General features: G+C 71.8%; 7 protein-coding genes. 3 read left to right on the top strand and 4 right to left on the bottom strand.

Features of this window, described 5'->3' with window-relative positions; all coding sequences use genetic code 11:
* Window positions 1–154 precede the first annotated feature (154 nt).
* Together HNQ79_RS20515 and HNQ79_RS20520 are read left to right on the top strand one after the other, a co-directional pair.
* Window positions 155–505 (top strand): STAS domain-containing protein, encoded by a 351-nt coding sequence (locus tag HNQ79_RS20515; RefSeq protein WP_185033128.1) that lies wholly within the window; start codon window positions 155–157, stop codon window positions 503–505.
* A 198-nt stretch (window positions 506–703) separates the two neighbouring features.
* Entirely contained in the window at window positions 704–2,998 is a 2,295-nt protein-coding gene (locus HNQ79_RS20520; protein ID WP_185033240.1) for a HelD family protein, read from the top strand.
* On the opposite strand, the gene glgB is transcribed toward HNQ79_RS20520, so the two are convergent.
* From glgB to HNQ79_RS20540, 4 genes are all read right to left on the bottom strand, one after another.
* Entirely contained in the window at window positions 2,985–5,645 is a 2,661-nt protein-coding gene (gene glgB / locus HNQ79_RS20525; protein ID WP_229923686.1) for a 1,4-alpha-glucan branching enzyme, read from the bottom strand. The two genes, HNQ79_RS20520 and glgB, sit on opposite strands and share 14 nt — an antisense overlap.
* Before the next feature lie 46 nt (window positions 5,646–5,691).
* Window positions 5,692–7,149 carry a maltokinase N-terminal cap-like domain-containing protein gene (locus HNQ79_RS20530; RefSeq protein ID WP_185033130.1) on the bottom strand — a complete coding sequence of 486 codons (1,458 nt, stop codon included), beginning with the start codon at window positions 7,147–7,149 and terminating at the stop codon, window positions 5,692–5,694.
* A gap of 201 nt (window positions 7,150–7,350) precedes the next feature.
* The gene (gene treS / locus HNQ79_RS20535) at window positions 7,351–9,099 is read right to left on the bottom strand and encodes a maltose alpha-D-glucosyltransferase (RefSeq protein WP_185033132.1); all 1,749 of its coding nucleotides are present in this window, start codon (window positions 9,097–9,099) and stop codon (window positions 7,351–7,353) included.
* Window positions 9,096–11,135 (bottom strand): alpha-1,4-glucan--maltose-1-phosphate maltosyltransferase, encoded by a 2,040-nt coding sequence (locus tag HNQ79_RS20540; protein WP_185033134.1) that lies wholly within the window; start codon window positions 11,133–11,135, stop codon window positions 9,096–9,098. The genes treS and HNQ79_RS20540 overlap by 4 nt, the downstream gene beginning before the upstream one ends.
* Before the next feature lie 947 nt (window positions 11,136–12,082).
* On the opposite strand from HNQ79_RS20540, the gene glgP reads away from it, so the two are divergent.
* Complete coding sequence (gene glgP / locus HNQ79_RS20545; RefSeq protein WP_185033136.1) at window positions 12,083–14,722, top strand: alpha-glucan family phosphorylase; 2,640 nt, start codon at window positions 12,083–12,085, stop codon at window positions 14,720–14,722.
* Window positions 14,723–14,730 lie beyond the last annotated feature (8 nt).

Consider the following 14,730-nt stretch of genomic DNA (forward strand, 5'->3'; position numbering starts at 1 on the left):
CAAGCGAACCGAGGGGTATTCACTCGTACGGGCCGACCCTGCATGGGTAACCGATTCTGCTCAGTGCCGACCGCATACGTTCGTGGGGGCCATCCCAGACCCCGGTGAGTCCGCCAGAGAGCGCAGCAGTCTCCGATCACCTGGGGTGGAACGCATGCCCGAACTCATTGCCCGACCGTCACTGAAAGCGCTGCGGACGGACGATTCCCTCGTCCTCAGGATCGCCGGCGAACTGGACCTCCACGCCGCCCTCCACCACGGGCCCCGCATCGACCGGGCCCTGGTGGCGCGCCCGCCGCGCACGGTGGCCGATCTGCACGGGGTCACCTTCCTGGACTGCAGCGGCCTTTCCCTGCTGATCCGGGTGCGGCGTCAAGTGGCCCGCTGGGGAGGGGAGTTCACGGTGTACTGCCCGAACCGCAAGGCACTCAGGATCCTGCGGTACGTGGACGTCGGGCCGCCGCTGGATTTTGTCGAGCAGCTCCCGGAGCCGTCGCTGTCCTGACCCGGACCCCGAGAACGCCGCCCCGGAGGTGTCCCGGGCGAAAAGGAAATACCCCGGCGCGTTGACAGCCGGGGTATTTCTGTGCGTATATTGGGCGTTTCCATGACTGCATCCAAAAAAGGCCATGGAGAAGCGCCATGACCACAGACTAGCCCAGTGGGGGAAGCCTTGTCAACCGAGGAATTGTCAACCGGGGAACTGCGGCAGGAACAGCAGTTCATCGACGGCCTCTACGCACGCCTCGACCAGCTCCGCGGCGAGGCCGAGGAGCTGGTGCAGGGGTCGTTCGCGCAGAGGGGCAACGGCCTCCAGGCACGTGTCGAGCGCGAGGTGACCGTGGCGGAACGCTCCGGCGAGCTGGCCGCGCTGAACTCGGTCGAATCGGGCCTGTGCTTCGGCCGCCTCGACTTCGGCAGCGCGGAAGGCGGCGCCACCCACCACATCGGCCGTACGGGCATCCGCCGCGACGACGCGGAGCGCACCCCGCTGCTCGTCGACTGGCGCGCACCGGTGGCCCGCCCCTTCTACCTCGCCACCGGCCACACCCCGATGGGCCTGCGCCGCCGCCGCCACCTCACCACCCGGGGCCGCACCGTCACCGCCCTGCACGACGAGATCCTCGACCTCGGCGACACCACCCGCACCGGGCACGAGGACCCCAGCGGCGACGCCGTGCTGCTCGCCGCCCTGAACTCCGCCCGCACCGGCCGGATGGCCGACATCGTGCAGACCATCCAGGCCGAGCAGGACCGCATCATCCGCGCCCCGCACCGCGGCGTCCTCGTCGTCGAGGGCGGCCCCGGCACCGGCAAGACCGCCGTCGCCCTGCACCGCGCCGCCTACCTCCTGTATGCCCACCGCGAGCAGCTCGCCCGCCGCGCCGTACTGATCGTCGGCCCCAACCCGGCCTTCCTCGGCTACATCGGCGACGTCCTGCCCTCCCTCGGTGAAACCGGCGTCCTCCTCGCCACCACCGGCGAACTCTTCCCCGGCGTCACCGCCACCGGCACCGACACCCCCGAGGCGGCAGTGGTCAAGGGCCGCGCCGGCATGGCGGACGTGCTGGCCCGCGTCGTACGCGAACAGCAGACCGTCCCGGACGACGGGCTGGAGATCCCGCACGAGCAGTGGACGCTGCACCTGGAGCGCGCCATCGCCGAGGACGCCCGCCACCAGGCCCGTACCACCAAACTCCCGCACAACCTGGCCCGTCCGCACTTCGGCCGGTACGTCCTGGACGCGCTCACCGCGCAGCTCGCCGACCGCATCGGCCGGGAACCGTACGAGGCCATCGCCGAGGAGCTGGGCGAGGAGATCCCCGAGGGCAACATCCTCAGCGCCGCCGACATCGAGCAGCTCGGCAAGGAGATCGCCGCCAACCCGGACGTGACCGCGGCGATCGACGGCCTGTGGCCGGAACTCACCCCGCAGCAGCTCGTCTCCGACTTCCTCGCCGACCCCGGCACCCGGCTCTCCGCCGAGGACGCCGCGGCGGTCCGCCGGGAGGACGGCGCGTGGACCCCCGCCGACGTGCCTCTCCTCGACGAAGCCGCCGCACTGCTCGGCCAGGACGACCACGCGGCCCGCGCGGCCGCCGTCCGCGAGTACGAGGAGCGGGTCGCGTACGCACAGGGCGTGCTGGACGTGTCGTACGGCTCGCGCACCTACGAGTTCGAGGACCTCGACGACGAGGAGTCCGAAGTGCTCTCGGCACACGACCTGATCGACGCCGAACGGTTCGCCGAACGCCACGACGAGGCCGACCACCGCAGCGCCGCCCAGCGCGCCGCCGCAGACCGCACCTGGGCGTTCGGCCACATCATCGTCGACGAGGCGCAGGAACTGTCCGCGATGGCGTGGCGGCTGCTGATGCGCCGCTGCCCCACCCACTCGATGACCCTGGTCGGCGACCCCGCGCAGACCGGCGACGCGGCGGGCTGCGGCTCCTGGCAGGAGATCCTCGACCCGTACGTCGGGGACCGCTACGAACACACCCGGCTCGGCGTCAACTACCGCACCCCCGCCGAGATCATGGAACTCGCCGCGCAGGTCATGCGCGCCAGTGACCCGTCCTTCGAGCCGCCGAGTTCGGTACGTTCCACCGGCGTGCCCCCGTGGACCCGGCAGACCACCGCCGAGGACCTGCCCCGCGCGGTCGCGGACGCGGTCGCACAGGCGCGGGCGTCCGTGGAGGCGGGCGGACGACTGGCCGTCGTCGCCCCGGCCGCCCTGCTCCCCGCCCTCGCCGAAGCGCTGCCACAGGCCTCGTGCGGTACGGAGCCCGATCTCACCGCCCCGGTCGTCCTGCTCGCCCCGCACCAGGCCAAGGGCCTGGAGTTCGACACGGTGATCGTGGCGGAGCCGGACCTGATCGGGTCCGGCTCCCCGCGCGGCACGGGCGACCTCTACGTGGCGCTCACCCGGGCCACGCAGCGGCTCGGCCTGGTGCACACCGAGCCGCTCTCCTTCGCGCGGTCCGTCACGCCGGCCTGAACCAGACCGTCGCCAGCGGAGGCAGCGTGACGCGCAGGGAGGCCGGCCGGCCGTGGTGCCCGGTCGCCTCCGGCTTCAGCGGTTCCGTGTGGTGGATGCCGCTGCCCCCGTAACGGGCGGCGTCCGTGTTGAGGACCTCCGCCCAGGCGACCACGTCGTCCGGCACGCCGATGGGGTAGTCGTGCCGGACGACCGGCGAGAAGTGGGACACCGCGAGCAGCGGGCTGCCGTCGGCGTCGTACCGCAGGAACGCGAACACGTTGTCCTCGGCGGCGTCGCCGGCCACCCAGGCGAAGCCCTCGGGCACGGTGTCCCGTTCCCACAGGGCCGGGGTGGCGGAGTACGTCCGGTTGAGGTCGCGGACCAGGTCGCGCACGCCACGGTGCTCGGCCTCCGCCCCGTACGACGGGTCCAGCAGCCACCAGTCGGGCCCATAGGCCTCCGACCACTCGGCGCCCTGCGCGAACTCCTGTCCCATGAAGAGGAGTTGCTTGCCGGGGTGGGACCACATGAAACCGAGGTACGCGCGGTGGGTGGCGCGCTGCTGCCACCAGTCGCCGGGCATCTTGCTCACCAGGGAACGCTTGCCGTGCACCACCTCGTCGTGCGAGATGGGCAGGCAGTAGTTCTCGCTGTACGCGTAGACCATCGAGAAGGTCATCTCGTGGTGGTGGTACTTGCGGTGCACCGGCTCCTTGGCGACGTAGCCGAGGGAGTCGTGCATCCAGCCCATGTTCCACTTCAGGCCGAAGCCCAGGCCCCCGAAGCCGCCGGGGCCGGTGTGGTGGGTGGCGCGGGTGACGCCGTCCCAGGCGGTGGACTCCTCGGCGATGGTGACGACGCCGGGATTGCGGCGGTAGACCGTCGCGTTCATCTCCTGGAGGAAGGCCACCGCGTCGAGGTTCTCGCGACCCCCGTGCTGGTTGGGCACCCACTGCCCCTCCTCGCGCGAGTAGTCGAGGTAGAGCATCGAGGCGACCGCGTCCACCCGCAGGCCGTCGATGTGGAACTCCTCGCACCAGTACGTGGCGTTCGCGACGAGGAAGTTGCGCACCTCCTTGCGGCCGTAGTCGAATTCGAGCGTGCCCCAGTCGGGGTGCGCGGACTTCAGCGGATCCTCGTGCTCGTACAGCGGACGGCCGTCGAACTCGGCGAGTGCCCAGTCGTCGCGCGGGAAGTGCGCGGGCACCCAGTCGACGATCACGCCGACTCCGGCCCGGTGCAGGGCGTCGACGAGGAAGCGGAAGTCGTCGGGGCCGCCCATCCGGGAGGTCGGTGCGTAGAACCCGGTGACCTGATAGCCCCAGGACCCGCCGAAGGGATGCTCGGCGACCGGCATCATCTCGACGTGCGTGAAGCCGAGGTCGGCGACGTAGGCCGGAAGCTGCTCGGCGAGCTGACGATACGTCAGGCCGGGTCGCCAGGAGGCCAGATGGACCTCGTAGACGGAGAACGGCGCCTCGTGCACCGGACGCGCGGCCCGGGTCGCCATCCACTCGGCGTCCTGCCACTGGTAGTCCGAGTCGGTGACGACGGACGCGTTCGCGGGGGGCACTTCGGTGCGCCGGGCCATCGGGTCGGCGCGCATCGTGAACGAGCCGTCCGGCCGGGTGATCTGGAACTTGTACAGCGCGCCCTCGCCGACCCCGGGCAGGAACAGCTCCCACACCCCGGTCCCGCCGAGCGAACGCATCGGATACCCGGTGCCGTCCCAGTAGTTGAAGTCGCCGACGACGCGCACCCCGCGGGCGTTGGGCGCCCACACGGTGAAGCGGGTGCCGGTGCAGGACTGGTGGACGAGCGGCTGCGCACCGAGGGCCTTCCACAGCTCCTCGTGCCGGCCCTCGCCGATCAGGTGCAGGTCGAGATCGCCCAGCGCGGGCAGGAAGCGGTACGGGTCGTCGACCTCGATCTCGTTGTCGTCGTAGGTGATCAGCAACCGGTACTCCGGTACGGCGTCCAGCGGCACCACCCCGGCGAAGAACCCGTCGCCCTCGTCGAGAAGCTGGGCGCGCATCCCCTCGGCCAGGACGGTGACGCCCTTCGCGTACGGCCGCAGCACCCGGAACACGACGCCGCCGCCCGCCTCGGGACGCGCGCCCAGGACACCGTGCGGCTCGTGGTGGCTTCCGGACAGCAGCCGGCCCCGGTCGTCGGCGCCGAGCGGAGGCGCGGGCTGCACGCCCTGACCGGGGACGGGCGCCTGCCCGCCCTGCTCGGGCAGGGGCGCGGGGGGTGCGCTCCGGCCGGGAAGGGGGACGGGCGCGTCGGCGGGACCGGGCTTGGCGGGCGCGACGGCGACGGGGCCGGGCTCGGCGGGCGCGGTGGTGGCGGAAGCGCGCTCGACGGGTGCGGGTGCGGGTGCTGCGGGCGCGAGGTCCGAGGCGGCTGGTGCGGGGTCCGTGGCGGGGGCGTCGGTGGCCGCGGGCCCGGTGGCGGTCCCGGCGGGGCCCGGCTTGGCGGCCTTGCCCGTCCCGGCCTTCGCCGACCTCGGCTTCGGGGCCTTCGGCGTCTTCGCGGCCTTGGGCACCTTCGGGGCCTTCGGTGCCTTGGGTGCGGCGGCCGCGGGCGTGGTCGCCGCGGGAGTGGTGCGGCGTGTCGGCCGGGGGGTGTCCTCGCCGGAGGGCGGGGTGGAACGGGGGGTCACGGGTGCATCCTCCTCAGGAGCTCAGCAGAGAGGTCGTGCCGGGGGGTCAGGTCGTCGCCAGGCGCTGGACCGCCGCCATAGGTACCGCGAGCCAGTCGGGCCGGTGCCGGGCCTCGTAGAGCACCTCGTACACCGCCTTGTCGGTCTCGTAGGCCCGCAGCAGTTCGGGCATGGTGCGCGGGTCGGTGCCGGAGACGGCCGCGTACCCCTCGCAGTAGGCGGCGCGGCAGCGCTGGGCCCACTCGGGGTTCCACGGCTGGTTCGTGCGGGCCGCGTAGTCGAAGGAGCGCAGCATTCCCGCCACGTCCCGGACGACCGGCTGCGGGCGGCGACGCTCGGTGATCGACTTCGCCGGCTCGCCCTCGAAGTCGATCACCGACCACTCGCCGTCGCCGTTGCGCAGTGCCTGCCCGAGGTGCAGGTCGCCGTGCACCCGCTGGGCGGAGACCGCGGGACCGGCGCTGCTCAGCCTGCGTAAGGCGTCGAACGCCCGGCGCAGGCCCGGCGCGTACGGGAGGAGTGCGGGCACCGCCTGGACGGCCGTGTCCAGGCGGTCGGTCATTTGGTCGGCGAGCAGTTCGGTCTGCGGACGGCCCAGGGAGAGCGTCGGCAGCGCGGCGGCGAGCGCGGTGTGCACCTCGGCGGTGGCCCGGCCCAGCGCGTGGGCCTCGTCGGTGAAGTCCCGCCCGTCGGCCAGGTGGCGCAGGGCGAGCTGCCAGCCGTCCTGGGCCTCGCGCAGGAAGGGCTGCAGCAGGCCCAGGGTGTACGGCTCGTACGGGTCGTCCGGATTCGCGCCCTCGAACCAGGCGACCGGCTCGGGGACCCGCGCGCAGCCCTCCTGAGCGAGGGCGAGCGGCAGCTCCAGATCGGGGTTGGCGCCGGGGTGCAGTCGCCGGAAAATCTTGAGGATGAACGTATCTCCGTAGACCAGCGAGGAGTTGGACTGTTCGAGCCCCAGCACGCGCGGGGCGAGCCCGGTCTGCACGTCGGCCTTCGGCTCCTTCTCGAAGCGGAGCGAACCGAGCGGACCCGGCACCCGCAGCCGTTCGAGCAGCAGGGTGGCGAGCCGCGGATCCTCCATGGCCTCGTACACGCTGTGCCCGGACAGCGGCCCGTCCTGCACCTGGCCGATGAGCGAGGAAGCGAGGGAGGTCGGCAGCGACCGGCGCACTCCGAGCAGGAGCTGGTAGCAGTCGGCCGGCGGTGGCGCACCGCGGGAGCCCGACGGCGGCGCCGTCTGCGGCTGATGTGCTCGTACGAGGAGATGCAGCAGCCCGGGAGAGCCGGTCAGCGGCATCAGCTCGGTCGCCGACACCAGGGTGAACCGGTCGACCGGGCGCCCCTTGCCCGCGAACCACCGCTGCCTGGGCAGCCACTCGTGGAGCAGGGGGGCCAGCGAGGCGAGCAGGGCGGACGAGGCGTGCGGGGGGACCGAGGGAGCGGTGAGCGGAGGGACGGCTGCGGGCAGGGGGGTGTGCGGCGAGGCGGAGGGTGCCTCGGACATGGCATCGCGTCCTTTCCCCGGGCACACCTGGGAATGTGCGGAGTGTCCCGGATCGCGGCAAAGCTGTCCGGCTGTACGGGACTTGACGGGTACGCGGGTGACGTCATGTGTGCGACGTACGAAAGTGAGGGTGCCCCCGGCGGGACGGGGAAAACGGTACCGCCGGGGAGCTGACTTTCCGTAGCGGCTCGCCGCTGCCCCTCAGAGCTTCCGCTTCGGCGGCCGGACCAGCGAGGTCGTGGCCTTCCGCAGCCGGAACCAGTAGAAGCCGTGTCCCGCCAGGGTCAGCAGATACGGCAGCTCACCGATCGCCGGGAAGCGGACCCCACCGATCAGCTCGACCGGATGGCGGCCGTTGAAGGCCTGGAGGTCGAGCTCCGTCGGCTGCGCGAACCGCGAGAAGTTGTGCACGCACAGCACGAGGTCGTCCTCGCCGTCCCTCGTGGAGGGAGCCTCGCGGAGGAAGGCGAGCACGGCCGGGTTCGACGAGGGCAGTTCGGTGTAGGACCCCAGTCCGAAGGCCGGGTTCTGCTTGCGGATCTCGATCATCCGCCGGGTCCAGTGCAGCAGCGACGACGGCGAGGTCATGGACGCCTCGACGTTGGTCACCTGGTACCCGTACACCGGGTCCATGATCGTCGGCAGCGACAGCCGGCCCGGGTCGCAGGAGGAGAACCCGGCGTTGCGGTCGGGCGTCCACTGCATCGGCGTGCGCACCGCGTCACGGTCGCCGAGCCAGATGTTGTCGCCCATGCCGATCTCGTCGCCGTAGTACAGGATCGGGGAGCCCGGGAGCGACAGCAGCAGGGCGGTGAACAGTTCGATCTGGTTGCGGTCGTTCTCCAGCAGCGGTGCGAGGCGTCGACGGATGCCGATGTTGGCGCGCATCCGCGGATCCTTCGCGTACTCCGCGTACATGTAGTCGCGCTCCTCGTCGGTGACCATCTCCAGGGTCAGCTCGTCGTGGTTGCGCAGGAAGATGCCCCACTGGGCGTTGTGCGGGATCGCCGGGGTCTTGGCGAGGATCTCCGAGACCGGGTACCGCGACTCGCGCCGCACCGCCATGAAGATCCGCGGCATCACCGGGAAGTGGAACGCCATGTGGCATTCGTCGCCGCCCTTGGAGAAGTCGCCGAAGTAGTCGACGACGTCCTCCGGCCACTGGTTCGCCTCGGCCAGCAGCACGGTGTCCGGGTACGAGGCGTCGATCTCCGCCCGTACCCGCTTGAGGAAGTCGTGGGTGCGGGGCAGGTTCTCGCAGTTGGTGCCCTCCTCCTGGTAGAGGTAGGGCACCGCGTCGAGCCGGAAGCCGTCGATGCCGAGGTCCAGCCAGAAGCGCAGCGCGGAGATGATCTCCTCCTGCACCCGGGGGTTCTCGTAGTTGAGGTCCGGCTGGTGGGAGAAGAAGCGGTGCCAGTAGTACTGCTTGCGGACCGGGTCGAAGGTCCAGTTGGACGTCTCGGTGTCGACGAAGATGATCCGCGCGTCCTGGTACTGCTTGTCGTCGTCGGCCCAGACGTAGTAGTCGCCGTAGGGCCCGTCCGGGTCGCTCCTGGACTGCTGGAACCACTCGTGCTGGTCGCTCGTGTGGTTCATGACGAAGTCGATGATCACGCGCATGCCGCGCTGGTGCGTGGCGTCGACGAACTCCACGAAGTCGGCGAGGTCGCCGAACTCCGGCAGCACGGCGGTGTAGTTGGAGACGTCGTAGCCGCCGTCGCGCAGCGGCGACATGAAGAACGGCGGCAGCCAGAGGCAGTCGACGCCCAGCCACTGGAGGTAGTCCAGTTTGGCGGTGATGCCCTTGAGGTCGCCGACTCCGTCCCCGTTGCTGTCCTGGAAGGACCGGACGAGGACTTCGTAGAAGACCGCGCGCTTGAACCACTCGGGATCGCGGTCCTTGGCGGGGGTGTCCTCGAACGTGTCGTGGACGGGCTCGTTGACGATCATGTGGGTGACCCTCCGGTCAGCGGGGACGGTCGCAGGGTGACGAGGTGCCCGGGCGTCCTGCCCGGCTCCAGGCGCACGTACGTGGCCCTGCCCCAGTGGTAGGTCTCGCCGGTGAGCTCGTCGCGCACCGGGACGGTCTCGTGCCGGTCGTGGCCGAGCGCCGGCATGTCCAACGAGACCGTGGCCTCCTGGGTGTGGTGAGGGTCGAGGTTCACGACCACCAAAACGGTGTTCGATTCCCCGTCGCCTCTGGTGCCGCTCTTCGAATAGGCGAGGACGTGCTCGTTGTCCGTGTGGTGGAAGTGGACGTTCCGCAGCTGCTGGAGGGCGGGGTTCTTGCGCCGCAGCCGGTTCAGCTTGGTGATCAGCGGCGTGATCGTGCGGCCCTGGCGTTCGGCGGACTCCCAGTCCCGCGGCCTGAGCTGGTACTTCTCGGAGTCGAGGTACTCCTCGCTGCCCTCCTTGGCCGGGGCGTTCTCGCACAGTTCGTAACCCGCGTACACGCCCCAGGAGGGGGACATGGTCGCGGCCAGCACCGCCCGCACCTCGAACGCCGGACGGCCGCCGCGCTGGAGATAGGCGTGCAGGATGTCGGGGGTGTTCACGAAGAAGTTGGGGCGCATGTACGAGGCCGTCTCGTGCGCCAACTCCAGCATGTAGTCGGTCAGTTCCTGTTTGCTGTTGCGCCAGGTGAAGTAGGTGTACGACTGCTGGAAGCCGACGGCGGCGAGTGTGCGCATCATCGCGGGCCGGGTGAACGCCTCGGCCAGGAAGATCACGTCGGGGTCGGTGCGGTTGATCTCGCCGATCACCCGTTCCCAGAAGACGACCGGCTTGGTGTGCGGATTGTCGGCACGGAAGATCCGCACGCCGTGGCCCATCCACAGCCGCAGGATCCGCAGCGTCTCGGCGACCAGCCCGTCCATGTCGTGGTCGAAGGCGATCGGGTAGATGTCCTGGTACTTCTTCGGCGGGTTCTCGGCGTAGGCGATGGTGCCGTCGGGCCGGTGGTGGAACCACTCCGGATGCTCGGCCACCCACGGGTGGTCGGGGGAGCACTGGAGGGCGAAGTCCAGGGCGACCTCCATGCCCAGGCCGCGTGCGACGGACACGAAGTGGTCGAAGTCGTCGAAGGTGCCGAGGTCGGGGTGGACGGCGTCGTGCCCGCCGTCCTCGGAACCGATCGCCCAGGGCACCCCCGGGTCCGAAGGGCTCGCGGAGAGAGTGTTGTTGGGCCCCTTGCGGAAGGTCTTCCCGATCGGGTGGACGGGCGGCAGGTACACCACGTCGAAGCCCATGGCGGCGACCGCGGGAAGCCTCTCGGCGGCCGTACGGAAGGTTCCGCTGACGACCGGCCCCGGGGCGGCCTGCGCGGCCGTCCCCCGGCCCGCGACACCCGCCTCGGGCACGTGCGCGCCCTCGGAGCGCGGAAACAGCTCGTACCAGGAACCGAAGAGCGCCCGCCTGCGCTCGACGAGCAGCGGCAGCGGCTCGGAGGCGGACAGGGGCTCGCGCAGCGGGTGGCGGCTCAGCGCGGCGTCCACCTCGGGGGTGAGGGCGGCGGCGAGCCGGGCGGCGACCGGGCGGTCGGCGTCGCGCAGGGCGTCCACGGCGGCGAGCACCGCCTCGCGGCCGTCCCGCTTCGGCACGCCGAGCGCGGCCCGCTCGTACAGCTCGGCGCCCTCGGCGAGGACCGTTTCGGTGTCCTGCCCGGCCGGGATCTTGATCCGGGCGTGCCGGCGCCACGTCGAGACGGGGTCCCCCCAGGCCTCCACGACGTACGACCACATGCCCTCGGCGTCCGGGGTCACGTCCGCACCCCACCGGTCGGTGCCCGGGGCCAGTTCCCGCATCGGGGTCCAGGGGCCCGGCCGGCCCCGTGGATCGAGCAGAACCACGTTGGCGGCCACGGCGTCGTGACCTTCACGGAAGACGGTGGCGGAGACCTGGAACGTTTCTCCTGCCACGGCCTTGGCCGGCCTTCTGCCGCCGTCCACGGCGGGAAGGACGTCCAGGACGGGGATACGACCGATCATGGGCTCACCTGTCCGCGTTCACTGGGCTGACGGGGGTGCTGACGGGGTGGGGCGGGGCACCCGTTCAGACGTTCTTTTCATGAGTACCGGGGGGAGACTTCCCCTACACATCGGGGGATCAATCCGGTGCGGTGTCAACTACTGACGCGTAACGGCGCGTGCCCCGGACGGCGCCTCGAAAACGGCGCGACCACGCCGAAAGCGACGCGAGACGTTCACTCAACTGCCTTTTTCGGTCAGCCAGTTATTGGCTCGAAGGAGAGGCGGGGAAATCCGTCGCCGGAGCCCTTCGCCCCGTCCCCGTCACCCGGTCGGTGGGCGCACCGCTCACCTCGGCGGGCGCGGCCCATCCGTGGACGGCCGGGGCGCGCCGCACCGTCCGCGGCGTGCGCGGACGCCGCCGAAGGGCGGGGGAACGTCACCCGCGCGGTGTCGCCCGTGTGCGCGCCCGCAGGTGCTGCCGCCCGGGGCCCGAACGGGCCCGGCCGCGCACTCCGCCCGCCCGAACGGACCCGGTCGGCGCGGGTCCCGGTGCCGGTGACACGGACCTGGACGCCCGCACCGACGCCCGCGGGCCAGGTGCACGACGCGCCGAGGGACAAGCCGGCCCGGTCGAACCGATCGAGCCCCTCCCGGACGGCGGGATCCCGCGCCCCGCGCCGCCGCCCCTCGTGCGCCCCCCGACCGCTCCCACCCCCGGGAAATGCGGCCCGCGCGGGCCGGCCGCCGCGGCGGCGGAACCGGCCACCGCGTTCACGAAGGGGGTGCGTCCGGCGCCGGGCGGGGAACCCGTCGCCCCCGCCCGCCGGTCGTGCGCCGTGGATCGTGGACGGAGAACGGCATTACCTTCGGAGGGGGAACCACGGCCGCGCCGCACGGCGCATCCGTGCCCCTGTGCTGCCCGGAACCCACTGACCCTGCTGCTCCTGCGAAGGTGGTCACGTCACGTGAAGGCAATTCGTCGGTTCACCGTCCGTCCCGTCCTCCCCGATCCGCTCCGCCCGCTCAGCGACCTCGCCCGGAACCTGCGCTGGTCCTGGCACACCGAGACCCGGGAGCTGTTCCAGTCCATCGACCCCGCGGGCTGGCAGGCCTCGGGCGAGGACCCGGTACGGCTGCTGGGGAGCGTCTCCGCCGCCCGGCTGGCCGAGCTGGCCGAGGACCCGCGGTTCCTGCGGCAGCTGCAGACCGCCGCCGACGACCTGGCCGAATATCTGCACGGCAGCCGCTGGTACCAGACCCAGGGAGAGCACGCAGGCGGCGAACTCCCGCGCGCCCTCGCCTACTTCTCGCCCGAGTTCGGCGTGACGGCGGCCCTGCCGCAGTACTCGGGAGGCCTCGGCATCCTCGCCGGGGACCACCTCAAGGCGGCCAGCGACCTCGGGGTGCCGCTCATCGGGGTCGGCCTGCTCTACCGGCACGGGTACTTCCGGCAGTCCCTGTCCCGGGACGGCTGGCAGCAGGAGCACTATCCGGTGCTCGACCCCAACGAGCTGCCGGTGAGTCTGCTGCGCGAGGACGACGGGACGCCCTGCCAGATCTCCCTCGCGCTGCCCGGCGGACGCGCGCTGCGGGCACACGTGTGGATCGCCAGGGTGGGCCGGGTCCCGCTGCTCATGCTGGACTCCGACGTCGAGGAGAACGGACCGGGGGAGCGGGACGTCACCGACCGGCTGTACGGGGGCGGCAGCGAACACCGGCTGCTGCAGGAGATGCTGCTGGGCATCGGCGGGGTGCGTGCGGTACGGGCGTACTGCCGGCGCACCGGGCACCCCGAGCCGGAGGTGTTCCACACCAACGAGGGCCACGCCGGCTTCCTCGGCCTGGAACGCATCCGTGAACTCGGCGAGCAGGGGCTGGACTTCGACTCCGCGCTGGAGTCCGTGCGGGCCGGCACCGTCTTCACCACGCACACCCCCGTCCCGGCCGGCATCGACCGCTTCGACCGCGAGCTCGTCGCCCACCACTTCGGCCACGACGGGGAGTTGCCGGGTGTCGACGTCGAGCGCGTGCTGCGGCTGGGGATGGAGACGTACCCCGGCGGCGAACCGAACCTCTTCAACATGGCGGTGATGGGCATGCGGCTGGCCCAGCGCGCCAACGGGGTCTCCACGCTGCACGGTTCGGTCAGCCGCCAGATGTTCTCGGGCCTGTGGCCGGGCTTCGACCCCGACGAAGTGCCCATCACCTCCGTGACCAACGGGGTGCACGCCCCCACCTGGGTGGCTCCCGAGGTCGTCCGGCTCGGGGCCCGGCAGATCGGTGCGCGCCGCACCGAGGACGCGCTGTCCGTCGGCGGTTCCTCCCGCTGGGACGCCGTCGCCGACATCCCCGACGCCGAGGTGTGGGAGCTGCGCCGCGCGCTGCGCGAGAACCTGGTCGGGGAGGTGCGCAGCAGGTTGCGCGCCTCCTGGCTCCAGCGGGGCGCCGTCGACGCCGAACTCGGCTGGATCGACGGGGTGCTGGACCCCGACGTCCTCACCATCGGCTTCGCGCGCCGCGTCCCCTCGTACAAGCGCCTCACTCTCATGCTGCGCGACCGCGACCGGCTGATGGAGCTGCTGCTGCACCCGGAGCGGCCCATCCAGATCGTGGTGGCGGGCAAGGCGCACCCGGCGGACGACGGCGGCAAACGGCTCGTGCAGGAGCTGGTGCGGTTCGCCGACGATCCGCGCGTCCGCCACCGCATCGTCTTCCTCCCCGACTACGGGATGCGGATGGCGCAGAAGCTCTACCCCGGCTGCGACGTGTGGCTGAACAACCCGTTGCGCCCGCTGGAGGCCTGCGGCACCAGCGGGATGAAGGCCGCGCTCAACGGCTGCCTCAACCTGTCCGTGCTGGACGGCTGGTGGGACGAGTGGTTCGAGCCCGACTTCGGCTGGGCCATCCCGACCGCCGACGGCCTCGCGACGGACGAGGACCGCCGTGACGACCTGGAGGCCAACGCCCTGTACGACCTCATCGAACAGCGCGTCGCCCCCCGCTTCTACGAGAAGGGCCGCGAACAGCTTCCCGACCGCTGGATCGAAATGGTCCGCCAGACCCTCACCACCCTGGGACCCAAGCTGCTCGCGGGGCGGATGGTGCGCGAGTACGTGGAGCGCCTGTACGCGCCGGCCGCCCGCGCCCACCGGGCGCTGAACCCGGAGGCGGCCCGGGAACTGGCCGGCTGGAAGGCACGGGTGCGGGCCGCCTGGGCCGGCGTCGCCGTCGACCACGTGGAGGCCGTCGCGGCCACCGCCGTCAACGGGACGGCGGAGCTCGGCTCCACGCTGTCCCTGCGGGTACGCGTCGGGCTGGGGGACCTGGGACCGGACGACGTGGAGGTGCAGGCCGTCGCGGGCCGGGTGGACTCCCAGGACCGGATCACCGGCGCCCAGGGCTTCCCGCTGAAGCCTGCCGCCGGTCCCGATCTGGAGGGCCGGTGGACGTACGAGGGTCCGCTCGCCCTGGACCGGACCGGTTCGTACGGGTACACGGTGCGGGTGCTGCCCGCGCACCGGCTGCTGGCGAGCGGGGCCGAGACGGGGCTGGTCGTGCTGCCGACCGAGGCGACGGGCGAGGGCGCGGGCGTGCTGATGCGGTGAGCCCGACG

Source organism: Streptomyces candidus, assembly GCF_014207445.1.
Lineage (GTDB): Bacteria > Actinomycetota > Actinomycetes > Streptomycetales > Streptomycetaceae > Streptomyces > Streptomyces candidus.